Source organism: Chryseobacterium sp. FR054 (genome assembly GCF_056844565.1).
The window spans coordinates 583711-605595 of the sequence record NZ_JBXDSA010000001.1; the positions used below are offsets into that span (position 1 = coordinate 583711).

30 protein-coding genes are annotated in these 21885 nt (G+C 38.3%); 9 read left to right on the top strand and 21 right to left on the bottom strand.

Annotated elements, in window-relative coordinates; genetic code table 11:
• Positions 1 to 4 precede the first annotated feature (4 nt).
• From AC106S_RS02865 to AC106S_RS02900, 8 genes are all read left to right on the top strand, one after another.
• Positions 5 to 229 carry a hypothetical protein gene (locus AC106S_RS02865; protein ID WP_482437623.1) on the top strand — a complete coding sequence of 75 codons (225 nt, stop codon included), beginning with the start codon at positions 5 to 7 and terminating at the stop codon, positions 227 to 229.
• A gap of 16 nt (positions 230 to 245) precedes the next feature.
• The gene (locus AC106S_RS02870) at positions 246 to 653 is read left to right on the top strand and encodes a hypothetical protein (protein WP_482437624.1); all 408 of its coding nucleotides are present in this window, start codon (positions 246 to 248) and stop codon (positions 651 to 653) included.
• Between the two features lie 2 nt (positions 654 to 655).
• Complete coding sequence (locus AC106S_RS02875) at positions 656 to 859, top strand: hypothetical protein (protein ID WP_482437625.1); 204 nt, start codon at positions 656 to 658, stop codon at positions 857 to 859.
• Positions 856 to 1281, top strand: coding sequence for a hypothetical protein (locus AC106S_RS02880; protein ID WP_482437626.1), 426 nt, complete (start codon positions 856 to 858; stop codon positions 1279 to 1281). The genes AC106S_RS02875 and AC106S_RS02880 overlap by 4 nt, the downstream gene beginning before the upstream one ends.
• A 76-nt stretch (positions 1282 to 1357) precedes the next feature.
• Positions 1358 to 1609 (top strand): hypothetical protein, encoded by a 252-nt coding sequence (locus tag AC106S_RS02885; protein WP_482437627.1) that lies wholly within the window; start codon positions 1358 to 1360, stop codon positions 1607 to 1609.
• A 39-nt stretch (positions 1610 to 1648) separates the two neighbouring features.
• Positions 1649 to 1900 (top strand): hypothetical protein, encoded by a 252-nt coding sequence (locus AC106S_RS02890; protein WP_482437628.1) that lies wholly within the window; start codon positions 1649 to 1651, stop codon positions 1898 to 1900.
• The gene (locus AC106S_RS02895) at positions 1897 to 2241 is read left to right on the top strand and encodes a hypothetical protein (RefSeq protein ID WP_482437629.1); all 345 of its coding nucleotides are present in this window, start codon (positions 1897 to 1899) and stop codon (positions 2239 to 2241) included. The genes AC106S_RS02890 and AC106S_RS02895 overlap by 4 nt, the downstream gene beginning before the upstream one ends.
• A gap of 148 nt (positions 2242 to 2389) precedes the next feature.
• Positions 2390 to 2608, top strand: a complete 219-nt coding sequence (locus AC106S_RS02900) for a hypothetical protein (protein WP_482437630.1) — start codon at positions 2390 to 2392, stop codon at positions 2606 to 2608.
• Positions 2609 to 2644: 36 nt separating this feature from the next.
• Here AC106S_RS02900 and AC106S_RS02905 read toward each other — a convergent pair whose 3' ends face one another.
• The 4 genes from AC106S_RS02905 to AC106S_RS02920 all read right to left on the bottom strand — a co-directional run bounded on the left by AC106S_RS02905 (position 2645) and on the right by AC106S_RS02920 (position 5309).
• Positions 2645 to 3064 (bottom strand): hypothetical protein, encoded by a 420-nt coding sequence (locus tag AC106S_RS02905; protein ID WP_482437631.1) that lies wholly within the window; start codon positions 3062 to 3064, stop codon positions 2645 to 2647.
• Positions 3065 to 3067: 3 nt separating this feature from the next.
• The gene (locus tag AC106S_RS02910; protein WP_482437632.1) at positions 3068 to 3457 is read right to left on the bottom strand and encodes a DUF6864 domain-containing function; all 390 of its coding nucleotides are present in this window, start codon (positions 3455 to 3457) and stop codon (positions 3068 to 3070) included.
• 125 nt (positions 3458 to 3582) lie between these two features.
• Complete coding sequence (locus tag AC106S_RS02915; protein WP_482437633.1) at positions 3583 to 4839, bottom strand: Y-family DNA polymerase; 1257 nt, start codon at positions 4837 to 4839, stop codon at positions 3583 to 3585.
• Positions 4836 to 5309, bottom strand: coding sequence for a LexA family protein (locus AC106S_RS02920; RefSeq protein ID WP_482437634.1), 474 nt, complete (start codon positions 5307 to 5309; stop codon positions 4836 to 4838). Before AC106S_RS02920 ends, AC106S_RS02915 begins: the two co-directional genes overlap by 4 nt.
• Before the next feature lie 312 nt (positions 5310 to 5621).
• Here AC106S_RS02920 and AC106S_RS02925 point away from each other — a divergent pair, with 312 nt between their 5' ends.
• Positions 5622 to 6431: a S1 family peptidase gene (locus tag AC106S_RS02925; protein ID WP_062699805.1), complete on the top strand. Its 810-nt coding sequence runs from the start codon at positions 5622 to 5624 to the stop codon at positions 6429 to 6431.
• A 35-nt stretch (positions 6432 to 6466) separates the two neighbouring features.
• On the opposite strand, the gene AC106S_RS02930 is transcribed toward AC106S_RS02925, so the two are convergent.
• The 17 genes from AC106S_RS02930 to AC106S_RS03010 are packed head-to-tail and all read right to left on the bottom strand — an operon-like array spanning position 6467 to position 21779.
• Positions 6467 to 6961 carry a lysozyme gene (locus AC106S_RS02930; RefSeq protein ID WP_482437635.1) on the bottom strand — a complete coding sequence of 165 codons (495 nt, stop codon included), beginning with the start codon at positions 6959 to 6961 and terminating at the stop codon, positions 6467 to 6469.
• Positions 6958 to 7527 (bottom strand): hypothetical protein, encoded by a 570-nt coding sequence (locus AC106S_RS02935; RefSeq protein ID WP_482437636.1) that lies wholly within the window; start codon positions 7525 to 7527, stop codon positions 6958 to 6960. The genes AC106S_RS02930 and AC106S_RS02935 overlap by 4 nt, the downstream gene beginning before the upstream one ends.
• A complete protein-coding gene (locus AC106S_RS02940) occupies positions 7490 to 8041 on the bottom strand; it encodes a hypothetical protein (RefSeq protein WP_482437637.1) in 552 nt (183 codons plus the stop codon). Before AC106S_RS02940 ends, AC106S_RS02935 begins: the two co-directional genes overlap by 38 nt.
• Before the next feature lie 4 nt (positions 8042 to 8045).
• The gene (locus AC106S_RS02945) at positions 8046 to 10838 is read right to left on the bottom strand and encodes a phage tail protein (protein ID WP_482437638.1); all 2793 of its coding nucleotides are present in this window, start codon (positions 10836 to 10838) and stop codon (positions 8046 to 8048) included.
• A complete protein-coding gene (locus AC106S_RS02950) occupies positions 10823 to 11878 on the bottom strand; it encodes a hypothetical protein (RefSeq protein WP_482437639.1) in 1056 nt (351 codons plus the stop codon). Before AC106S_RS02950 ends, AC106S_RS02945 begins: the two co-directional genes overlap by 16 nt.
• Entirely contained in the window at positions 11875 to 12360 is a 486-nt protein-coding gene (locus AC106S_RS02955) for a hypothetical protein (protein WP_482437640.1), read from the bottom strand. The genes AC106S_RS02950 and AC106S_RS02955 overlap by 4 nt, the downstream gene beginning before the upstream one ends.
• Positions 12360 to 16877: a tape measure protein gene (locus AC106S_RS02960; protein WP_482437641.1), complete on the bottom strand. Its 4518-nt coding sequence runs from the start codon at positions 16875 to 16877 to the stop codon at positions 12360 to 12362. Before AC106S_RS02960 ends, AC106S_RS02955 begins: the two co-directional genes overlap by 1 nt.
• A complete protein-coding gene (locus AC106S_RS02965; protein ID WP_482437642.1) occupies positions 16877 to 17071 on the bottom strand; it encodes a hypothetical protein in 195 nt (64 codons plus the stop codon). Before AC106S_RS02965 ends, AC106S_RS02960 begins: the two co-directional genes overlap by 1 nt.
• 17 nt (positions 17072 to 17088) lie before the next feature.
• Positions 17089 to 17622 (bottom strand): hypothetical protein, encoded by a 534-nt coding sequence (locus AC106S_RS02970; protein ID WP_482437643.1) that lies wholly within the window; start codon positions 17620 to 17622, stop codon positions 17089 to 17091.
• Positions 17623 to 17668: 46 nt separating this feature from the next.
• Positions 17669 to 18172: a phage tail tube protein gene (locus AC106S_RS02975; RefSeq protein WP_482437644.1), complete on the bottom strand. Its 504-nt coding sequence runs from the start codon at positions 18170 to 18172 to the stop codon at positions 17669 to 17671.
• Between the two features lie 19 nt (positions 18173 to 18191).
• Positions 18192 to 18596 carry a hypothetical protein gene (locus tag AC106S_RS02980; RefSeq protein ID WP_482437645.1) on the bottom strand — a complete coding sequence of 135 codons (405 nt, stop codon included), beginning with the start codon at positions 18594 to 18596 and terminating at the stop codon, positions 18192 to 18194.
• Positions 18593 to 19009 (bottom strand): hypothetical protein, encoded by a 417-nt coding sequence (locus AC106S_RS02985; RefSeq protein WP_482437646.1) that lies wholly within the window; start codon positions 19007 to 19009, stop codon positions 18593 to 18595. The genes AC106S_RS02980 and AC106S_RS02985 overlap by 4 nt, the downstream gene beginning before the upstream one ends.
• A complete protein-coding gene (locus tag AC106S_RS02990; RefSeq protein ID WP_482437647.1) occupies positions 19000 to 19329 on the bottom strand; it encodes a hypothetical protein in 330 nt (109 codons plus the stop codon). Before AC106S_RS02990 ends, AC106S_RS02985 begins: the two co-directional genes overlap by 10 nt.
• Entirely contained in the window at positions 19320 to 19640 is a 321-nt protein-coding gene (locus AC106S_RS02995) for a DUF6706 family protein (protein WP_482437648.1), read from the bottom strand. Before AC106S_RS02995 ends, AC106S_RS02990 begins: the two co-directional genes overlap by 10 nt.
• Positions 19640 to 20683 carry a major capsid protein gene (locus AC106S_RS03000; RefSeq protein WP_482437650.1) on the bottom strand — a complete coding sequence of 348 codons (1044 nt, stop codon included), beginning with the start codon at positions 20681 to 20683 and terminating at the stop codon, positions 19640 to 19642. Before AC106S_RS03000 ends, AC106S_RS02995 begins: the two co-directional genes overlap by 1 nt.
• Positions 20684 to 20743: 60 nt before the next feature.
• On the bottom strand, positions 20744 to 21115 hold the full coding sequence (locus AC106S_RS03005; RefSeq protein ID WP_482437651.1) for a hypothetical protein: 372 nt from the start codon (positions 21113 to 21115) through the stop codon (positions 20744 to 20746).
• Positions 21108 to 21779 (bottom strand): hypothetical protein, encoded by a 672-nt coding sequence (locus AC106S_RS03010; protein WP_482437652.1) that lies wholly within the window; start codon positions 21777 to 21779, stop codon positions 21108 to 21110. The genes AC106S_RS03005 and AC106S_RS03010 overlap by 8 nt, the downstream gene beginning before the upstream one ends.
• Between the last annotated feature and the right edge of the window lie 106 nt (positions 21780 to 21885).

A 21885-nucleotide genomic window follows, 5' to 3' on the forward strand; every position in this document is an offset into this window, starting at 1 on the left:
GATTATGGAAGAAATATTAAGATTAATGAGTGATTTCGAATCACGAAATAACATGGAAATAGCATTTACCATGCATGAAGATGGTTCATACTCTGTTTATGAATTATGGGATAACGAGCGATTGGATGGAGGTATATCGCCAAAAGAGTTAATAGAATTCCTTCAGACGGCAAGTTACAAACTGGATGAAAAAGGAAGATGTTACTCTCCATTTATCAGAATTGATTAACCAAAAAAACAAAACAATGACAAAAGAACAGAAAATACAAGAAGCCTTTGGTAAAAGTTGGAGTTTATTATCTCCATTTATGCAACAACATATCTTAAAAGTTCATCATTGGGTTGATAGGTCCCGAAATAGAATGAATTTATCTCCTAAAGATTTGGGGTTTGATGAAGAATCCGAATGTGAAGTTCGCTGTGAATTTTGGCGACCTATTCAATTAAAAAGAATCGAAACTAATAACGGTTGGATTAAGATTGAAAGTGAAGCGGATCTACCTAAATACAATTGTGGAGGTTATTTTTTTGTATTCAGTTCCGAAGGCAATGTAATACTTGTTAATGGTGGTAATCGTGTTAGAAATGATTATCGTCTTGGAACGATTACCCACTATATATCATTGTCGTATCCTAACCCGCCAATTTACTAGCCATGACAAAAGGATTAAAAGATGAACAATTTTCTGAAATAAGAAAAAGACTGACAAAAGATGCTGAGCATTTATTGTACGTAGTTAACTCAAAAGATGGGCATTTAGGTGATATTATTTCATCACTAAAAACAACAGTATCGTCAATTGAATTAAAAATAGAGCATCTTAAAAACACGTTTCAAAATCAAAAACTAAAGCAATGAATAAAGAAGAACTTTTAAAAATATACAGTGCTTATCTGCCGTACCGCCTTCAGGTACAATCACAAACAGGCACTATTTACCAGCTAAACACCTTCAGCAATATGCGAGGTCAAGGAATTGAAAACAGAGACATAGAATCGGTTCTGAACGGAGATTTTAAACCGTTACTTTGGGATCTCTCCTATCTAACAAAAGAGATAGAGCATGAGGGGGAAAGATTTGTGCCGATTAGGAAAATTTACGAAATAAACGGATGGGAATGGAATGATGATGAAGCGAATGAAATTGATGAAATAGGAATATGTTCTGATTTAGAAATTCTCACCTATGCCACAGCTCAGTTATTATTATCATGGCACTTCAATATTTTTTCGCTTCCGGAAGGAGAATACATTAACAAAGCAACTTTAACCAATAAATAACCCGCGGGGTCAACCAGCACTAATTATAACTAGATATATATAGTGCGGATCGACCCCACATAAAAAGAATAAAGCAATGGAAAAAACAGCACAAGATCAGCTTAGAGAAGTTATTAATAATCCCGAATACAACTTCTCAAAAACTACCAAAGATTGGATGGAAAAACTAGCTACACATTTAGACTTGTATAAGATGAAAGCAGATAAATGGGATGAATTGGACAAAAAAATATCAGAATTCTATCCTGAAGGCGCTGAAGATAATGATGATTATGGAGATTTAGCAGACATAGGCGAAATTGCTGCAATTGCATTTGGATATTTATAACCCCGTGCCATCTTAGGGTGGCACTTTAAAACAAGAATTATGGAAGATATTAAAAAACAATGTCCGGAATTTCCACACTTCGGTGCTTCATATCCAGATGCAACCTGTATTAACGGTTACTTGTGGGATTTAGATAAATGTACTGATGATGGCGGACTGTATAGCGGTGGTGACGACCCTTGTCCTTTTTGCAATGTCGAAGAATATATAGATTGGGCCTGTGAATCCGGATTGACAACAGAGGAAGCGAAAGCACATATTGAAATTTTAAATAAAAATTATAACTCATGATAGCACCACAAGAACTAAGAATCGGCAATATAACTGATAAAGGTATTATAAAGAGTTTCTACGCCACTGGAATTCACTTGGGCGGGGGCAGATACTATTCGTATGAAGAAATCTCAGCGATAGAGCTAACAGAAGAGTGGATGCTTAAGTTTGGGTTTGTAAAAAAATGGGATAACATTCCAGGTCTTGGAATAATCGAATTTTATGAGCATCAATTATGTAAGCATAGAATAACAGCTCAGTTAAGAATGCCTATTGTTGGACTAGATATTAAAGACGTCCACCAGCTGCAGAACCTCTTTTTCTCCATTACCGGGGAGGAATTACAATTAAAATACTAAAGTAAAAAAAAATATGAAGGAATTTATCAAAGATTGTATTCTGTTCCAGAATAAAGACACACAGATGCGTATTATAGGTGTAATTTCCTGGCTATGGATTATCGCAGTTATATATTATCTGTTCTGGATCTTTTAGTATCTTTACTCAATGGAAAACATTGAAGAAATAGAAAAACAAATACTTGAAATAGTCAGAGAGCAATTCAAAAAAGACGGTGGGACCAACGGGGTTTCTATTGGATCTTTTGATAACATACTAAATCTGCCGATTCAGGAAAGAAACGAATTTCTGTACAGAATGGCAAAGGAGAAGAAAATTCATATTTTTCAAAGCTTGAATAATATTCGGGTGACTTTGCCAAAATAAACCCCTGCATTAGCGGGGTTTCTATTTGGTTATTTTCTAATTGGATTTCTTAGTTTTTGAAGTCTTGCTGCCAAAAATATACCCTAATGTTAAAGTTACAATAGGTGTAATTATGCTCCAAATTTTCAATACATTATCAATATCATTTTTATTATTGTATACAATGTATGTTAGCCAACTCCCAATGAGTAGTAACAAAAATATTAAGAATCCTGATATATTTAAAGCTGTTAATTCCTTGCCTCCAAAAATGAACCCGAGCCACCCTAAGTCTTTGTCTTTGCATTTTAGTTCATGTTGATGTTTTTTTTCAATTATTTCGAGTTCATGTTTATTTTTTTGTGTTAAAATAGTTTGTTCATGGCTCTGTTCTTGCTTAGTCATTTTTAGCTCATGCGCAGGATTAGCATAGCCTGTCTGATCTTCAGTGACATATTGAGTAGTTTCGTTAGCCATATTTTATTTATTTTTCAGCCAAGTATAATTAAACACCATATCTTCAAAGACATTTTCCTTTTCTGTAACACCTGCATCTTTCAAGTCATTGAACTTGAATTTAAATTTCAAAAATATTTTTTTCCCGTCTTTATTAGCTAAATGCATAGGAATGATGGTGCTTGTTATGTATCCATCCCTTCTAGGAAATTTTATTTTTAATTGATAAATATTTTCCTCTTTTATAATATGTCTCTCTATTAATGGATCGCTCTCTGGCTCCATTATCTCAAAAATAATCTTAAAATTCATTGTGCCATCATACAATTTAAAATATAATGGCTCATTGACATTAACTAAGATTGATCCATTATCAAGTATTTCATTCTTATCTGTCTCTATCTTTATATTCATATTTCTAATTTGTATAAAATTACGTTAATTAAATAAATTTCCAAATACTGAAAATCACAAAGCGCAGTAAATTACTGATTTACAATCACTTAAAAACAAATATGTACTAATTCCAACATGCGCTTTTACGCTTTCAAAATTATTGAATCATAAAAGCTTGTAGAGTATTTCGGAGACAGGTGTTTTTGATCCATTTTCCAAATCGTTTGAACGTCCATAGACGCTAGTTTTACCTTCTGCTTACCCAGGCGGCTGTTCATTGCGTCCATTGCCTGCATTATTGGGGTGTGTTTATCGTGAAAATCCTGATCAAACATACTGGTCATCCTTTCGGTTTCAGGCACGAAAGTTCCTACAATAACTCCAGCCTTTCTATATTTAGGACCGGCAATGAATATTTTATCCAGTGCCTTTTTAGCATACTTTGAAATCTCAATTGATGAACTGCTTGGATTAGGTAAAGTAACTGTAAACGAATCTGAGTATTGTACATCATTCTGTTTAAATCGATCAGTAGTAATAAAAACAGTCACATGCCGACAGCAAGAATTCTGTTCTCTGAGTTTCCGGGCGCACTCAGATGCAAAGGTAGAAACTCGCTCATGTACATAATCATACTCAGCATGTCCTGTATCGAATGTCCGTGTTGTAGATATGTTTTTCTTTGGCTCCGGAACACTCATGGTATACTGAGGGGCTCCCAGTAACTCCTTTTTCATTCGCACACCGAGAATCCCCATTTCCTGACGTAAAAAATCATCTGGAAATTGTGTGAAATCCCATGCGGTATGGGCACCATAATTCCGAAACCGCTCATGGTATCTCCGGCCAATCCCCCATATGTCCTCCATTGGAAACCATTTTAATGCAGCTTCAAGCTTTTTATGCGTGTCGATCATGTACACGGAACCAGTCTTGTCCGGGAATTTCTTCGCTATCTTATTAGCGACTTTGGCCAGCGTTTTACTTGGGGCCATCCCGATACTGGTAGGCAAGTCCAACCCATTGAGAACATCTCTCCGAAGATTTACCATTCTCTGATGCTGATCTGAATATCCGTCAAGAAATAAAAAAGATTCATCAATACTGTATACCTCAATATCATTGCAGTACCGGCGCGTGATCTGCACTACTCTATTGCTGATGTCCCCATATAGCACGAAGTTCGCTGAACATACCACAAGGCCGTGCGTTTTTTCTAGCTGTTTGATTTTAAAGTAAGGCTCCCCCATCGGAATTCCCAGGGCTTTTGCTTCGTTACTTCGGGCAATCGCACAACCATCATTATTTGACAGGACAACGACCGGGCGGCCCCGCCATCCGTAGTTAAATATTCGTTCGCATGATGCGTAAAAGTTGTTGCCGTCAATAAGTGCTATCATAATTTTCGCCAGTTTTTGAATGTCCACGTAACCACTCCCCAAAGGAAGAATTCCGTTTCATCGGTTATATCAAAATCCGAAAATTCAACATTGGCCGACTGCAGCTTGAGTTCTTTGATCTGATTCCCGGCTCCGTACCGTGGTCTGAACCGCTTAATAAAGAATTGGTTTTCGATGATTGCTGCAACAAGATCATTGGGCCTAGCTTCGATACCTTTTTGTATCAAGCACCAATCTTCATTCAAAATACCTATATCCTTTAAAGAGTCTCCAGAAACTCTTCCTGGAAATGTCGTCACCGGATCCTTAACCAATAGTTTTAAAAAATCAATCGATTCATCCGGAAAATCAAGTGCAGCACTCGGAAACGCTCCGTATCCTCCCGCATGCAAACGCTCTTCCAGTGGCTTTAATACAACAGGTTCCGCGCTTTCCAATACAAATAACTCTAAATTTCCGTTCGTTTCCATATCACAAAGTTATGTACATTTTGAACCAAAACAGAACAAACCAATGTTAAATTTTCATACCGCAAAGCAAAACCCTTTATGCGACAGAACTTGACGCAATAAAAAGTTATCCACAAAAAATTAGAAATTAAAAAAAGAATCGAAAGAAATACTACCTAAGAAACCCTATGATAAACTATCACAAGTGCAGTCGGGCGCATTTGAAAACTATCAAAATTGAAAATGGGACAAATTTAATAAAACAAAATAAATATTAATTACGGAAATCCGTTAATAACCTTACAGTCTTATTTGTATATTGCAGAAAAAAACATGTTACCTATATCTAAAGATAATTTAGCATACCCAATGTATGTTGAAATTAATCAATATTCTGGCACTGCCTTTTTAATGGAATACAAAAACCGTATATATTTGATTTCTGCAAAACACGTTTTTGTAAACATGGAAAACAACAAATTTCTAAGCCAAACTGTCCTAGTCAAATACTCAAAAAAAGAATTGAATTCCGATAACTATTTTCTAAGCAGCTTTACGATGGATATGGTTATATTAAGCAAAAATAGCAAAGTAATTTTTGATGAAAAAAACGACATAATCGCTATTGATATTTTTGAAAATGAAATGAGTCCAAAACATGCTAATTTTACCGAAGGAATAGTTGAAAGCAACCCTAGGCCTGGAGTTTTTTTTGTTGTACCAGGAGCTTCAATTTTAACAAGCAATTTAGTCCAAATTGGACATGACGTCGGCATATTTGGTTATCCAACTTCTTTACAAATACAAAATGACAAACAATTTGATTTTGATTTACCTTTAGTTAGAAAAGGAATGGTATCTCAAATATACAATGAAAAAGGCTACATAGTTTTAGACTGTCAAGTTCATCCTGGAAATAGTGGAGGCCCTGTTTTCCAATATACACAACATAGCCATGGTCTCATAAAACAATATCTAATCGGAATCCTTATTCAATTTATTCCTCATAATACTAAACTTCCAGTTAGTAATAACTATTATGGAACTATAACAAGTATTTATGATGCTAAAAATTCAGGGTATTCTGTCGCTGTAAACATGGATTATGTTATAGCTACTTTGGAGAGATTTAATCGACAATAACTAATAATAATCCCCACCTCAGACGTGGGGATTATTTATTTAGAGAAAAACAAATCTGCTTCAGCTTTTCTTCTGCGAACCAGCCCGTTAAGTTTTACTCCTTGTGCAGTAATATACTTTGTAAGAAACCAATTCCGGATTGACGCTCCTGGTGCCCGGTCATTGACAAGTTTAAAAAGCCCATCAGATCCGCCTGTATTATAGGTGTGAGAAACTAAAGCATCAAACTGATTTTGAGTAATTGGAATATTTATTTTCTTAGCAACAATATTTTCGTAAACAGCCAGATCTTGACGTAATGCGTACTCTGCTTGCTTTTCTGTATTTATTGTAGCTCTTTTTTCTGCTATGGATTTATTCCCGGATCCTTTCAGGAAATTACCCTTATCGTCGCGCATAGCACGCCCGTATCCTTCAGTCCATATTCCAACAGGGTCCATTTTTGGTTGAAGCCCAGGCTTTTTCAAATCGCCATCGTGCAGGCTTTCAAATTCTTTTATGAGGTCAATCCCTCTTTGTGATGTTCTCATTTCTTTAAGTATTTATAAGTGAAAAATATTACGATTCCTACTATTGATGTAACTATAAGCAAGATCCATAAGCCCGCCTGAAATCCGGTAGATTTAATTTCTTTTGTCTTCTGTACCACTTCTGCAGCAACGGCCTTTATTGTGCTCTTAGAAACAAGTTCTTTGGCGGCTTCTTGGATGATGTTTGTTTTTTCTTCGTTGGATGTTTCATTTTTTTCTTCTGCTGATTTCCGGTAGTGATTATTTATATAATAATCCGCAGAGCCCCGTATCACTATGCTTTGCAGAGTATCTCCGGAAACTACATTATGAAAGATCAGCGGATTCAGCGTGTCTGCTTTCCCCCGGATCACAATATCGCCAGAAAAATCTTCCAGCTTCTTTTTGATCATTTGATCTGAAACTTTCTTTGTTGTTTCCTTAACGGCTTTCTCTTTAACAGAATCCAGCTGAATACGTTCAATTTCTGTTCTTCCTTCCTTTGAGTAGAAAGACGTTTTATGTTTGGTCCGGCAACCGAGCAGGAAGCTACTCAACAGGATTATTATCAGTATTTTCGTTTTCATCTCCTTTATTTTTGAGGTTAAAATCTCTTATGTCCAGCGTTTTATTAAACTTTTCAAACTTCTTCAGAAAAGCCAATGGCGGGAACTTCCCGTCAGTTATGATCCCGATATTTACCAAAGCATTACCTGCCGGGTAAATGAATATCATTATCTTACTTGCTACTTTGAAATAAACGCTATCCAAGTCAGCATCTGAAATGATCTGGATGAAGGCTTCTGTTAAAAAGTAAACCAGAATTACAAGCCCGATCTTCTGACAGAAGCCCATAACCATCTTTTTCGGTGAAAATGTATTGAGCTTCATATGCTTCCATATTCCGGCCACAAGATCTGCTATCAGTGCGAATCCGAGCATGAAAATAAATACGTATGATTCAACATACCATCCCGTAAGACGCTCCGATATGGTTAACCCTACGGCCGGAACCGCTGCTAACTGAAAAGAAGCCCATATTTTCCCGCCAATCCCGCCCGAATGTATCGATAGGAGATTCTTTATTATAAATTCTTTCATTGTTTTAAGTTGTCATGACCAAAAGGCCGTTAGAAAAATGCATATTAACACCTCCGACTGTTTTAACTCCTGTATAGCCTACACGTCTAAAAGTCGTTCCTGCGAATGTGTAATTTGTTGCAATTGCATTAAACTCTGCTTCAAAAATTAAATTTGCGCTACTCGATACGTAAACATTTCCCGATCTGACATATATCGCATTGTTATTTGTTCCGCCAGACGAACCCACATCTATGGCTGTATTATCTATATTATTCCCACTTGCCGAAATGACAGATCCTACGTTATTAATATTTCCTTCATTTCTGAAACTGTTAATTTGAAACCTGTTTTTATATGTCGTTGAATTCGGAAAGTTATTTCCTGAAATTGTCACACCTGTTGTAAGCATTCCAAATTGATCCAGCGTGCCAAAAAGAATTCTTCCTGCAGTACTGGTTAGTGTTGAAGCAGTGATACTCCACCCGTCTACACCGCCAATAGATCCCGACAGCGCATCTATTTTACCTTTTATGTCTGCGTTTTCCGCAATCATTTTTCCATTATGCTGTACCCGGAAAGGTGCCGTATTTCTGTTTGCATAGTCTTTTCCCGCTCCGAATCGTATACTCGTTCCAGTGGTGTCGCCAGCGTCCGTTGTGCTGGAGATAAATGCGTTTTTTGTTGTAGCGTTACCAACCTCTATGACCTGGGACATCAGTACGCCACCATTAATTGATGTAAATCCGTCTGAGCCATTTAAAAACTTGATCTTCCCTTTTATTTCCCCATTATCAAGATTAAAATAAGTCTGCATATCAAGAGATGAGATTATGCCGGTTCTGACAAGCCCTCCGTTGATTGTAGTTGTGCCTATGGTGATTGATAATACGCGCAGGCCATCTGTAACCGAATGCAGTATGCCAATTAAAAAATGGTAATAGCCAGGATCTTCATCAAACATTATTTTAGTCTGCGTAAGGACAACACTTCCGGTGTCATTGAACTTGCTACACTTACCATACACATACCGCCAGTTATTATCGGGAAGTACAATTGTATTTCCGGAGACGTTCCACGTTTTCTCCATTGTTTGAGAGTACAGTACGCCGGGATTGATAGTAACTTTATTTGCCACGCCATCAACATTCACGTAAAATACAGATGAGAGACTTATCTGCTGGCTTCGGGACCCGACAGAGATCATACCGGTTTCGATGGACCCCGGCCGGATATTGTCGGCATCAAAATAACCATCGGGATCAAATGTAAGATTCTTCAGCTCTTCAGTCGTCCTCACTCCTATTCTTGAAAAATTGACGGTTCCCAAATCTGTAATTGACATTACGTTTTTTATGTCCTTTATGTCCAGAATCATCTGCGAGTTGTAATCTATCTCATACCCGTCGGCAATCACTATTTTGAAATCATAATCGTTTCTTTCTCCATTCTCAATGAAGGTCCGGGTAATCTGATTAATCCGCAGGACTTTATCTATGCCTAAAGGCTGATCTACTACACGGACATAATCTCCTATTTTAAGAGAATCCTGAAGAGTGAGCTTTTTGATATATTCCGGATCAATCTCCAAATCATATGATACTTTTGCCTGTTTATAAAGATCAAACTGTTCTGTTGCTTTTTCCAGCAGCTCCTGTTCTGCATTATCAATGTACGTTTGTGGCATTATGATGTCAAGAATAACATACTCATCGTCAACGGCAAACTGAAATGCTTCTGACTCCGGGTCCGGAAAGCTCTGATCTTTGTCGTTTTTGAAAGGGATAATTTCAAATGTCTTGGTAGCATGGTCATACCCCCCTTTTTTAATCTCGAATTCATAGCCAGCCAGATTACCTGTATTAAAATGAACCTTAGCAGATGTTCCAGCAATCAGATATTTTGTTGTTACCCCGTCCGCTTCCTTTTCATTGAGGTCAAAGTCCATCGTGTCGTCCTGGAACTTATACTTTGAATTCAATATGGCTGTAATTTTACCCATTCTTTTTGGGTATATGTCTTCAAATTCAAGAATGCCCTCTTTCAATCCCATATCTTTGATGAGATTAATATCTTCCAGGTATTCTGCACCGGGCAATTTTAGTTTTGGACTGAAATCTCGATATCCGGCCGGAATATTATTTGATCCACCAAATGCATAAAGCCTGTTGACAACTTCGTTATCGTTAACGTTTTTCCGGGATAAACTGTAAAGACCGGTTCCTTTTCCGTACTCAAAAGTAACCGGCAGTGTATTGCCAAAGTCTCCGGTATGAATAACAAACTTATCGTTCTCAAATTTCACCCAGAAATCCGTCTTGAACTCTGAACAAATCTTCTGCAATGCTGAAAGACAGTTGTCATTACCGAAAGTGAGGGTTTTGGTTTCACCATTAGCAAAATTACCGATCTGCCAAAGGTCAGACAGCCGGGACATATTATTCTTCAGGCAGGTTAGGAAAACCTCTATTGTCCCTGTCAATGGAAAATCAATATCCGGTTTATACCCTTCTGAATCAGCATTGAAAAATTTACACCTCAGCAGATCATACATTAGCCCCTGGGCCTGGATATCGTACTCATAATAACTGTTGCTTTTTTTATCGACAGAAGGAAGTGAATTTATACGATATACTTCACCATAGACAACAATGGTGTCATTTATTTTTATATCAAGTGCCGAATCTGATGACACCCTAATACTTACAGTGTCATCACTCAGCATTTGCTGGTTAAGAGACGCGCTAAGTATTGTTCTTTTTCCCTGTGCTACTAAATCAAACAGAGGCTGATTGTTTCTGATTATATTTTGTCCCATAGAACTACTGCATTGGTTTGAAAGTTGGTGATGTCGTCAATGTTTCCCGCGATTACTATATATCTTTCATCTTCCGGAGCCTGCGAAAATGCAGTTGCGATGTTTCCTTTTTCAATTTTTACGTTTATGTATTGGTTGAACCACCCCAGATTTAAAAGCTTCGTACCTTCCGGATTATCGAATATGTTATACCTTATGTACTTAGCATTCGGAGGTGTTGTGAATGACGCTTCCTCCCCGTACTTTTCATATCCGATATACCAGCCGAGTTCGTTGTAGAAAAGCACTGTGAATGACCAATTGCCTATGCCGTTCTTGTATAATTTCATGTGATATATCTGGCTAGGCTTTACAACAATCGGATTGATCGATCTTATATAGTAATCGGACTGAAGTTTTTCTCCATTGGAAAGCAAATAGGCCCCTAATTCCAAATTACTTTTTGCCATCATATTTCTGCCGTCAAATTCGTAGGATGTAACTGTTCTACCTGGGAGAACCTTTCCGGCGACAGATGCATTACCCTTTACTGTCACTGAAGTATTGTCGCTAAATGTGATCTCTGCTTCAGACGTGGAGTTGTAAGAAAGGCTCAAAACACCTGTCGGAATATATAACACTCTCTTTATCGGATTCGATTCTAACAGCATCAATGAAAATTCCCCGAACATCCGGCCATCTCTAAAAGTCTTTGCGAGATCCGATTTATCGTTAAGCACCACGTCAAACACGAATTGTTTATAACCGAAAGGCTCAACTATAAGACGCTGATTCCCGGCTTTGTCAAACTCTGCCATAAAAGCGTTATACTTGGTCACAAGCTGTTCTACGTTATTGCCAAACAGCCAACATGCTAATGTAATTTCCCGCGCTTCATATTTAGGGGCCGATTTATCGATCTGCCGGCCGTGGTATTCTACCCAGGTATATGTCTTTCTTTCTCGTGGCTTCAATTTGTCAAGCAGTCCTTTCGATTCGTTAACATACACATCGAAGTCTCTAAAGTACTTTCCGTTAATTGAATATCTTACCTCACTCATTTGAAACTTGATTTATGAATTCGCACATCTCCGGAACACTTTACCTTGCCCCCATATTGGAAAACTTCTACCCTGGCATTTTCGATACAGTCAATGTCTAATTCTGAATCATCCAGCAGGTTAATGATGACAATTGCATTTTCTGAAGCAGTAATTTTTGCTTTGGTATTATGTCGCAGTACAATCTGAGAAACCGAAAAGCCGTTATAGATCATCTTTATATCGGAGTTTCCGAAGAACGCTGCTTTAGCCAGATTATTTGGCATTCCAACGTAATCGGTAAAGATGCCAAACACTTCACTCCTGCCCCTGAACTCTCGCAGAACTTCAACCTTCGGGAAGTCGTGCATCATTGACCAGTCGTCCCCATCAAAATACATCTCGCAGAGATTCCTTATTGATAGATCAGATGTCATTCTCTCATCACATTGGCGGGAAAGCCCGATCTGTTTTGCCTGTAAGTAAATGTCTTGTGTGTTCATTATGGTATGCCGGCAGCGCCTTTTTTTACTTTAGAATTTAAATCTCTGATTTCTTTGTAAATACCCTCTAGAGGGCGTGTATTCTTCTCTATCTGAACCTGGATCAAAAGCTGATTACGTAGTACGTCCCGGCTTTCCTTCTGAATCTTATGTACCTCAGCCTGTAATATTCGCATTGAGTTTACCTGTCCCTCTAATGCTCCGGCTGTCTTTTCGGTGATTCCCTTGATGTCGCCTTTCAATGATTGTGTGGCTTCATTTAGCGAAGGAAATGCTTCTTGTACCGCTGCGAGTAAAGCTGAAAATTCTTTGATAGCTGCCTGCGGGCCTTCTTTAAGTTTGTCTATCTCTTCCTGTGTCAAACCATCAAAAGCCCCTCCTGCTGGAGTAGCGGCCATAGCTGCTTTTAATTTCCCTATTAAATCTAAAAGATCTTGCCTTTGTTTTTTTAAATCCAACACCTCTTGGGCTAGATAAGGAGTGTATGTTTGACTTTCTTTATCCTTAATCTTTTTATCGATTTCAGCAATTTTACTCTCATATTCCTTTATTTTATCAACATTTGCATTTGCATTGCCATTTCCATAACCCATTGCAGAATATAATCCATCTACAAAACTTTTCATTGCAGGCTCAAGAATTCTCACTTTAAGAGCATTGATAACCGCATTTCGCATGACTTCGTCAACTACCTTTTCAAATGACAATGCAGCATCCTCTCCTTTGCCGAACCCTTCAACAAGAGCATCTGCCAGTTTTGTTGCCAATTCTTTAAATTCAGTCGTTGTAATAGACTTTTTGAAATTATCTAAAACATCTTGGATTTGTTGATTTACTTGGCTAATCTGATCATTAAGCGATGCTATTTTGCCAGAGTCGGACTTTTTCTTGTTTGACTCCTCATCACGCATTTGGGTTAACAGCCTCTTCTGTTCCTCGAGGTTTTCAATTAGCCCTCTATTCATCGACAAAGATGCTTCTCCAGCTGTTTTTTCTATTGCTTGCTGAAGTTCATTATATGATGTTTTTAATTCATCAACTGCTGTTTGCCATTCTTTAATCTGCCTTTCTCTTCCCTTGTCTCCGGATAAAAGCTTTACCATAGCCCCAACAATTTGTACAATACCAGAAATCATTTGGCCATAGTTTCCAGAGAAATAGCCTGCAACTGTATTAATAATACCATCAATTAGCTGTTGCACTTCTGCCAATGTTTGTTTTAAATCATCCGAAAGTCCGCCAAAAGCATCACCTATTGTCGAAACTACATCAACAGTAGCTTTTGCTGCGGATCCTGTCACTTCAACTATATCAACAAAAGTTTGCTGAGTTTCTTCAAGCTTTGCTATGTATTGATCACTGCCCTTTCCAGATTTTTTCTCAACTTCATTGAGCTCTTCTCTTTTCTTTTTATATATGTCTACTGCAATTCCTATTGCCTTGTATGGGTTATTTGACGATATAAGGTCATTAAGCTTTTTTATTTGTTCCTGAGTTTCTTTCAGCTCAGTTGGAGCTAGGCTTTTACCTTTATCGGATTTAATAAATTCTTCGAGTCCCTTTTTTAATTTCAACAAGGTCTTTGGTCCAATTTTATCTAAATCTCCGAAGGCTTTAACCCATAGATCTGTCTTTTGAAATGCTTCAAGGCTGGCAGCAGAGATTTCTTTTGTTTCTGCCTTGTTTGATTCCGCTATCAGTCTGGCTTTCTCTACATCAGAAATATTCTGTTTTTGTATGTTTGTTCGGATTAAATCATAGTTTTTTGTGATGTCAGTTTTCCTTTGTTCAAATGTTTGATGATCTTTCTCGAACTGTGTGTAAAGATCCTGCTGCTGTTGTAGTACGCTTTCTTTAAGACCTTCAAAGTATTTATTTTGATCAAAATAGGCATTAGATTTCCCACCTGTCAGAAACTTATTTATATCCTGTGATTTATTAATAAATTCTAACTGATCAACAAGAGAAGGAATATTTTTCAGTGCACTTTCAATTCCTTTTTTGACATTTTCAAAAGGCGTGTCGATTCCTGTTAAGCTTTTTATTTTATCACGAAGGAAGGTTAAATCTTGTTTCTGCTGATCAGAGAGAAGACCTTTTTTCGCCAAATTACTTAAGGCTGCCTCTTGTTTTTGAAGAAATTGAAGGTAACTTTCAGCTCCCTTAAACAATTCTCTATACTGAGCATCTGCTACTTCTTTACCGTAGTACTCTGCCATACGGTAATAGTTGTTCCATTGCCTTTCTGATTCGTCTATCTTCTCCTGGAAATTTTTATATTGGATTTTATTAAGCCTATCTTCAAGGGCTTCTCTTCTTTTACCAGCTTCTTCCAGGCTGATAATTTCACCGGTTAGAAATGGATTCCCTTCCTTGTCCTTATCATTACCAAATTTATCCAACCTTCTAAGCTTAATCATGCCATTTTCTACTAATGACATAGCTTTGTCAAGCAAAGAAATTTGTTGTTGAATTTGTTCTGGTGATCCAAGTGGGAGAAATTCAGCTAATTGTTGTTGTTTTTCTTTTCTCTTTTTTTTCGGATGGAGTTTCTCATTTAATGCATCAATTTTAGCGCGAATCCTTTGATATGCGGCTTGTGTTTGCGCGCTATCGGCTTCTGCTTCCAATGCATCAATCTGTTCTTTTATTTGTTGTGCCCAACCTAATTTTTTTGGATCTGTTTTAGCGATTTCTTCCATCACCTCACCCATTCTCAACCTCATCTCCTCTTTCACATCTTTGAGTTTTCTGATAAGAACCGATCTCATTTCTTCAGAGATTACTTTCCCTTGCATTTTCCCTCCTCTTAACTGAGCACTAAGAATTACAGCCTGTTTTGAAAGTGTTTCCAGCTTTTCTTTTTCTGCCTTATTCACATAATCAACATCTTTTCGGGACGCGTTTACAGCCTTCTGGCTTTTTATCAGATTTACTGCAACATCTTCAAAAGGTTTCATATATTCAGAATACTCCTTTATGCTAATTTTGCCTTGTTTCAGCAAGTCTCCATATTTTTTAGCCGCCCTTTCGGCCTCTGCATATTTAACTTTTGCAATAGAAAGGTTGAACTCATCTTCTGCATTTTGTTTCAGATATTCTGTCTTTACAGCCATTTCCGCCTGCACAAGGGCAAATCGTTGCATTTTCTCGATAACATAATCAAAAGCCCCTCCTAATCTATATGTGGCACGATACTGTTCATCAAGAGCACCCCGGAATGCATCATCTATTTTAATTAAGTTTTCATACGCTCGTTTCCGGTCTTCTAGTTTTGAATTTTCATTGTTTATTACTGCAATCAGGGAAACTATTTTCTCTCGGTTGTCAACTATTCCTTTTGAAAAAGTACTAGCATATTTCTCTTGAACATTTTCGTTGTATTTGATCTGTTGAGCCAGAGCGCTGTAATCATGCAGAAGGTTGTCTATTTCTTTTCTGTAAGTAATCACCACTGCAATAAGACCCGCAATAGCTGTTGCTAGTAAAATATAAGGATTTGATATTGTAGCCGCATTTAATGCTGACTGTGCTACTGTTGCTCCCCTGATAAGTAATATCAAATTTCTGAACCCTTGAATAACCGCGGGTGCGACTGCTCCGGCTTGTAATGAGTTGGTGACGATAAGTGCCGCCCTATACGCTCCATATGTGACTATTAGGACCTGAAGGACTTTAATAACCTCCTCATAATTCTCCACCAGTTTAGTAACGCCTTCGATAGCATCATTTAATATCCCCTCATTCGATTCACCTATTTTATTCAACATCTGATCCCAGGTATCACCAAGATTGGCAATTTTTCCTGACAGAGATGCTGATTGCTTTTCCATCAAATTATAAAACATTCCTCCTTCGTTGGTAAGGGAGAATAAAACGTCTTGCACGTCTTTGAAACCAATTTTGCCAGCGGAAACCATTTTGGTGATTTCTGCTTCGGTTTTGCCAAACTTAGCAGCAAGTTCAGCAATCATAGGGATGCCGGCTTCTGTGAATTGACGGAGATCATCCCCCATTAATTTTCCTTTGGCCTTAACTTGGCCATAAACAAGGTTGATTCTGGAAAGAGGAACTCCAAGTCCTGCAGCTATATTTCCCATTCGGGTAAGAATATCAACAACTTGATTGGCAGGAATCTGGAAAGCAAGCAACTGTTTCGCACCAGCGGAAACCTCCTGAAGTCCAAAAGGCGTTTTAGCTGCTAGATCTACCATTTGGCTCATTAGTTCAGCGGCCTTTACACCACTTCCCAGCATGGTAGTAAAAGCTATCTCAGTTTTCTGAAATTCCCCTCTAATATTGATAAGCTCCGTAATAAATCCTTTTATTGCAGTAATAGAGAAATACCCTGCAAGTCCGGCAAAAGCATCTTTGAAAGCGGAGTTCATAACCTGGGATTGTTGCACAGTTGTCTGTGAAAGGCCCAAAATATCCCTACGCATAGAGTCTACATCTCTGCGCCATTGTTGCAGGTTTATTCCCGCTCCGAAATAAAGTGCTCCGTTATTGGTGTTCATTACTTATTAAATAGCTGATTTATGAAGTCTTCTGATGTTTGTTCAGAAAGATTGATAGTTTTCTTAGGTTTTGTTTCCTCTTTCGAGGTTTCGTATTTTGGCGCATCTATGAGCATTCGTTGCACTATTCGCCAATCTACTTCCCAAAGCAAATAGTCTAAAGTCCATCCGAAGTGGTGGCAGATTTGCCCCATTGCTCCGTATATTGTCTTTAGCCCCGTTTCTCTACCGTCATCGCTTTGGTCGGCCTGTTTCCGTTCATCAAGATGATAGAGGTCATAAAATTTTGGTAATTGGAGAATTTCAGGAGTTCTAAAGAGAAGTCCATTATCTCTTTACTGTTTAGAGAGTTTAAGAAATGTTCTTTGAGTTCTTCAATAGGGATTTGCTCTACTTCTTTCTTAATATGTTTTGTTACGAATTTTGGCAGCCATTGGGGATACTTCTTCGGTAGTACCTCCCGGTATTCGTCTTCAACTGCAACCGCTACTGCTTCGGCTAATAATTCTGCATTATCCCTTACCGCTTCATATTGCGCAGGCAACTGGACAGATAAATCAGAATTTGAAAGAACCTCTTCATCCACTTTTATTTTAATTGAAATTGCTGCAAGTTTTAGCATTTTCCCCATTGTGATCTTGCCGATATGCCAGGTCTTTTCTTTTCCTAAAAAATTGGTAGTAAAGCTGTATCCTTGCCCAACCAACAATTCTAACTCCTCCTTCTCTAATTCAATCTTTTCCATGTGAATAGTTTGTTAAAAAAAGCCTACCCGGAGATAGGCTTTATTGTTAGACATTAAAGGCTACTATTGGTGCGACACCTGCTTTTTTCGGCTGAAGTACGGTAGCCGTTACCTCAACCCCCATTAAGGCAGCTCTACCTATATTGGAGGAAAGTTTTGCTGAAAGTTTTGCTCGAGCAATCTTTAGCCCGATTCCTTTTTCCGGAGTGAACTTTAAAGATTTCTCGATTACTGGTGTGTTTGATGGGAAGTTGAAAACTTCCGCAGCTCCAGTACCTGATTTTGTGCCACCAAAAACAGACACAAATGTGTCTAAGTCCGGGTTAGCAATTTTGAATGATATAGTTCTTTTACCGTCTGTTGTTTGAATATGGATAGGAGTTGAAAGCTCTTCAACCTTGAACTCTGTTTCCGTTGGATCGTCCCAGTTGAGCTGGGCAGATCCTTCTTCTGTATAGCCTAGTGGGGCTAATGTTGTTCCCATATCTCCATCGGCTGCGATCGCACCTATTGCTATTTCAGCAACTCCGATATTAATTTGTCCTGCCATTGTATTTTGTATTTTTAGTTTAGTTGTATGCTTTTAAATTGATTCTGAAATTGATATAATTGGCGTTTTCTGCCTCTTCCTCAAAGGTTTTGTGACTTTCTACTGTGAGATTAAACTTTGGGCGGAAGATGTTCTGTAATACTGGGCTTACTGCCTGGGCAATTACTAACTGCCTATTGCTATCTGGCATATACTGGGTGACTCCGTTAAGGCTCACCGACAGCATCGGAACGTAACAGTTTACATTAAAGACTCCATCTTGTAGAAAGGAATTATCCATTGAAATATCATTAATGACAATGTCCTCTTTCTTGCTTCCGGACGGTCTTTTGTCTTTGTAAATATTACCGGAAATAACAGATCTGATATTTGACTGAGTCAGCAGCTCAAAAATCCACTGCTTTGCCTCTAATACTGTTTTCATTGTTTCAGTTGATTTATCATTTGAGGAATGGCTCTTTTGGCGAATTGCTCAGCAGAAGTAAGAACATCTGCGCCTCTACTTTCTATTTTTGCAGCATAATCCATCCCGTTTACCACAACCAATGAAATAACTCCCCTTGAAGCATCGGAAACCTGCAATGCTAATGCTCGGGCTTTTGACCCTCCATTACCCGAAAGAAACTCTTCTGCCTTGATCACACCATCAATCATCAACAGATACCCGTTTGAATTTCTCAGATCTCCTGAAACATCACGATAGTTTCCGTTTGCTCTTGCCGTTGCTGCAATAGTTCGCCCGGCATCCGCAAGAATCTGGACCATTTTGGCTTCAATTTCCTGAGTTGCCTGAGCAATCTGCCTTTCGAATCCGGAGCTATCTAACGTTAAACCCATAGTCTGGCGTGTAGTTGTTCTTTCTTGAATAATTTATTGTCTCCTTCTAGCCTCGTATTTCCTTCTTTGTCACTCACCCTAATCTTTGCCCCTAATTCAACTGATGGGCTTGATTTTGGCAGGTAAACAACAGCTCCGAAGACGTATATTTCACCGTCTGTGGTTACTATTCTATTTCCCCCACCGTTTCCCTCGTCTCTACACTTTGATACAGTAACCCATTCTTCAGTTCCTGGTGTGAATGACCCGTCTTCTGGATTATATTGTCCTTCCGACTTTTTAAATACCTTCAGTGTGTAAGGAAATTGCTTTATCCCCATTTCGATGTGATATCAGTGATTGTATTTTCAGAGAACAAATCAGGTTTTCCAAGCTTCCTTGCTACCATTGAGTAGTATTTCAAGAGAGCGGTTTTATCATAGGAGATAGAATAACCACCCTCAGAAATACTTGAAGGCATAGAAATGATGTCGGGGATTACGTTGTAAAAGAAATTATCGAGATTAGTTGTTTCGGACATGATTTCGGAAGCAGACAAGCCAATACGAGCAACCTCGATATTTACCATAGCTTCGGAATATTCGACCGACCAGAGATTGAATTTTTCTTGTATGTATTCCCCGATAGTCATTATGCTAGTTTCGTTTTCAGAATTACGTTTTTCTTCGTGTCATTCAGTACCGGAAGCGCAAAGGCTGTTGCTTTTGTGGATACAAGAATTGGATCCTGCACACCAAATGTTTTTACTAAAATAAATCCATCGCTTACGGTCTGAGAAGTTGTATCACCGAATGTCATATTGAATTCCGGAGTAGTAGTATATTGCGTTGCGCCCAGAACAGGTGACACTGACAATAATACATTACCAGGTTCCCAGCCGTTTGTAGCTGTCAATACCCCTGCTTTGTTTTCAGCATTCACGAAAGTTTCCCATATTCTAATTGTAGGAAGTCCGTAAAGAGCAAGCCTTGTATTGATCATTTCCAGAGTCGGCCTGAACATTTGAGTAGTACCTCCATTATTTGCAACACCGTACACAAACTCCTGCATCGCCTTAATCATAGGGATCTGGTTTGCTGTTGCTTGATCTACCGTTATTGTCGAGAAACGATACCCTTTGCTTAAAGCCTCTGTTTGTAATGCCTGAATATCTTTTACCGGATCTGCATCTGTTGCAGTGAACCAGTCCTTAGATGCATTGACAATTCTAACTTTGAAGTCAATGGAAATGTCTGCAACACCGCCGGAATTATTTGCAACAGTAGTTTTATATTTCCCGGTAGATGCAAATTGTTTGGCAATATGTTCGGCTCTTGCATTTACACCATCCAATACGAAAGTAGAATCACCGTAGATCTTATCGATCATCTGGTTCTTAATAGCTGCATTTGTAGGATTTAGCTGAACCGCATTTCTTAATTGCTGGATTTTAATAAGATCATGCTCGTCAAGATCTCTTGCAATCTCAATCTTTGGAATTTCTCCCTTCATTGCTGCAATGAAATCTCTTCCTTTTCTTGGTGCCTTAGAACCAATTGAAACAATATCTGCCATTACTTTAGCGGATACTGTGGATTCAAGGTTTTGAAACGTTAGGTCGGTTTGATATTGCAGCGGGAAGTAGTTTCTATACTGTAAATCTCCCAGAGTGTACGCATTGATGATTGCGTTCATATTTGACGCGGAAAATTCCGGTACTATGTTATTTGCATTTATAATCATTGCTTAGTGTTTTTAGATGAAGGAGATTCTTGGTAAAGCTTTTACCAATAAGGCTGCACCTGTTTTTTCTAAGTCAGGCAAAGCGTCAATTCTAGCGGTTCCAGACATTACGATTGATGCTAAAGGGAAATCATCCACTTTAATATCATGACTTACTAATCCGATTGTTCCAGCTAAATTTCCTGCTGTTAAGGCTACGTTTAAAACCTTCCATTTTCCGTCTGTGTCCGGAACCACTACTGTTCCGGCGGGAATAACTCCATTAGTGAAACGAGCTGCTGCATCTGTCTTTGAAATATGAACTCCACCCGGATAGGTAGCGTCAATTTGATCAAAAACAACAATCTGTCTCCCTGCTTGGAAATCGTCGTTAATATTATTCATTGGTTTTTACTGGTTTTTTAGCATCTAGGTATGCTTGAACATCAGGCGAAACATCTCCTTCCTTTTTAGCTTCACCGAAAAGCGGTTTTGCTGTTGCAGCTAAAGCACTATTCCCGAATTCCTGAGCAATAGCATCTGACTTTGTTTTCATATCATTTGCGTATTTCTCGATAGCTTCGTCGTTCTCAAATGTGAGCCCGGCAGGAATTAATGCCTGGATAGTTTTGGAGACTTTGAGTTCGTCTAGTTTTGATTGCAACTTTTGAGCATTGGTCTGTGCCATCTCCTTTTCCTTGATAGCAGTTAAGCTTTCCGACAATGTTTTATTACTGTCGATAATAGCCTGTGCCCATGCTGGAATTTCGTCGCCCGTTGGTGCTGGATTAGATTTTGGAGGCTCCGGATTTGGTGTAGGTTCAGGTTTTGGATCTGCCCCTTTTTCCTTTTTCAAATCTGCGATTTCTTTTGCCAACGTTCTGTTTTGGTCAGCGAATGACTGGAATATTGCTAGGTCATCTTCAACCCCTGCTACTGCGTTTTCAATGTCTTCCTGTTTTTCGACCGCCTTAGACAATTGTTTTGCTTTGGCTTTCAAAATGGTGTCGCTCAACCCCAGATTCTTGTATCTGGTTTTTAGCTGTTGTAGGATCTCTTGTTCAAACATTACTTAGATTGTTATTTATTATGTTCAAAATTAGTTTTGTTAATATTGCATAACAATAAGGTTTTTTGTAATTTAGCAGTAGTTAATTAAAGTTTTACTTTATAAC

What these genes read in the sequence shown, in the direction of transcription:
- AC106S_RS02865 (WP_482437623.1), top strand. Translation starts at nt 5, where the DNA reads ATGGAAGAAATATTAAGATTAATGAGTGATTTCGAATCACGAAATAAC.
- AC106S_RS02870 (WP_482437624.1), top strand. Translation starts at nt 246, where the DNA reads ATGACAAAAGAACAGAAAATACAAGAAGCCTTTGGTAAAAGTTGGAGT.
- AC106S_RS02875 (WP_482437625.1), top strand. Translation starts at nt 656, where the DNA reads ATGACAAAAGGATTAAAAGATGAACAATTTTCTGAAATAAGAAAAAGA.
- AC106S_RS02880 (WP_482437626.1), top strand. Translation starts at nt 856, where the DNA reads ATGAATAAAGAAGAACTTTTAAAAATATACAGTGCTTATCTGCCGTAC.
- AC106S_RS02885 (WP_482437627.1), top strand. Translation starts at nt 1,358, where the DNA reads ATGGAAAAAACAGCACAAGATCAGCTTAGAGAAGTTATTAATAATCCC.
- AC106S_RS02890 (WP_482437628.1), top strand. Translation starts at nt 1,649, where the DNA reads ATGGAAGATATTAAAAAACAATGTCCGGAATTTCCACACTTCGGTGCT.
- AC106S_RS02895 (WP_482437629.1), top strand. Translation starts at nt 1,897, where the DNA reads ATGATAGCACCACAAGAACTAAGAATCGGCAATATAACTGATAAAGGT.
- AC106S_RS02900 (WP_482437630.1), top strand. Translation starts at nt 2,390, where the DNA reads ATGGAAAACATTGAAGAAATAGAAAAACAAATACTTGAAATAGTCAGA.
- AC106S_RS02905 (WP_482437631.1), bottom strand. Translation starts at nt 3,064, where the DNA reads ATGGCTAACGAAACTACTCAATATGTCACTGAAGATCAGACAGGCTAT.
- AC106S_RS02910 (WP_482437632.1), bottom strand. Translation starts at nt 3,457, where the DNA reads ATGAATATAAAGATAGAGACAGATAAGAATGAAATACTTGATAATGGA.
- AC106S_RS02915 (WP_482437633.1), bottom strand. Translation starts at nt 4,839, where the DNA reads ATGATAGCACTTATTGACGGCAACAACTTTTACGCATCATGCGAACGA.
- AC106S_RS02920 (WP_482437634.1), bottom strand. Translation starts at nt 5,309, where the DNA reads ATGGAAACGAACGGAAATTTAGAGTTATTTGTATTGGAAAGCGCGGAA.
- AC106S_RS02925 (WP_062699805.1), top strand. Translation starts at nt 5,622, where the DNA reads ATGTTACCTATATCTAAAGATAATTTAGCATACCCAATGTATGTTGAA.
- AC106S_RS02930 (WP_482437635.1), bottom strand. Translation starts at nt 6,961, where the DNA reads ATGAGAACATCACAAAGAGGGATTGACCTCATAAAAGAATTTGAAAGC.
- AC106S_RS02935 (WP_482437636.1), bottom strand. Translation starts at nt 7,527, where the DNA reads ATGAAAACGAAAATACTGATAATAATCCTGTTGAGTAGCTTCCTGCTC.
- AC106S_RS02940 (WP_482437637.1), bottom strand. Translation starts at nt 8,041, where the DNA reads ATGAAAGAATTTATAATAAAGAATCTCCTATCGATACATTCGGGCGGG.
- AC106S_RS02945 (WP_482437638.1), bottom strand. Translation starts at nt 10,838, where the DNA reads ATGGGACAAAATATAATCAGAAACAATCAGCCTCTGTTTGATTTAGTA.
- AC106S_RS02950 (WP_482437639.1), bottom strand. Translation starts at nt 11,878, where the DNA reads ATGAGTGAGGTAAGATATTCAATTAACGGAAAGTACTTTAGAGACTTC.
- AC106S_RS02955 (WP_482437640.1), bottom strand. Translation starts at nt 12,360, where the DNA reads ATGAACACACAAGACATTTACTTACAGGCAAAACAGATCGGGCTTTCC.
- AC106S_RS02960 (WP_482437641.1), bottom strand. Translation starts at nt 16,877, where the DNA reads ATGAACACCAATAACGGAGCACTTTATTTCGGAGCGGGAATAAACCTG.
- AC106S_RS02965 (WP_482437642.1), bottom strand. Translation starts at nt 17,071, where the DNA reads ATGGGGCAAATCTGCCACCACTTCGGATGGACTTTAGACTATTTGCTT.
- AC106S_RS02970 (WP_482437643.1), bottom strand. Translation starts at nt 17,622, where the DNA reads ATGGAAAAGATTGAATTAGAGAAGGAGGAGTTAGAATTGTTGGTTGGG.
- AC106S_RS02975 (WP_482437644.1), bottom strand. Translation starts at nt 18,172, where the DNA reads ATGGCAGGACAAATTAATATCGGAGTTGCTGAAATAGCAATAGGTGCG.
- AC106S_RS02980 (WP_482437645.1), bottom strand. Translation starts at nt 18,596, where the DNA reads ATGAAAACAGTATTAGAGGCAAAGCAGTGGATTTTTGAGCTGCTGACT.
- AC106S_RS02985 (WP_482437646.1), bottom strand. Translation starts at nt 19,009, where the DNA reads ATGGGTTTAACGTTAGATAGCTCCGGATTCGAAAGGCAGATTGCTCAG.
- AC106S_RS02990 (WP_482437647.1), bottom strand. Translation starts at nt 19,329, where the DNA reads ATGGGGATAAAGCAATTTCCTTACACACTGAAGGTATTTAAAAAGTCG.
- AC106S_RS02995 (WP_482437648.1), bottom strand. Translation starts at nt 19,640, where the DNA reads ATGACTATCGGGGAATACATACAAGAAAAATTCAATCTCTGGTCGGTC.
- AC106S_RS03000 (WP_482437650.1), bottom strand. Translation starts at nt 20,683, where the DNA reads ATGAACGCAATCATCAATGCGTACACTCTGGGAGATTTACAGTATAGA.
- AC106S_RS03005 (WP_482437651.1), bottom strand. Translation starts at nt 21,115, where the DNA reads ATGAATAATATTAACGACGATTTCCAAGCAGGGAGACAGATTGTTGTT.
- AC106S_RS03010 (WP_482437652.1), bottom strand. Translation starts at nt 21,779, where the DNA reads ATGTTTGAACAAGAGATCCTACAACAGCTAAAAACCAGATACAAGAAT.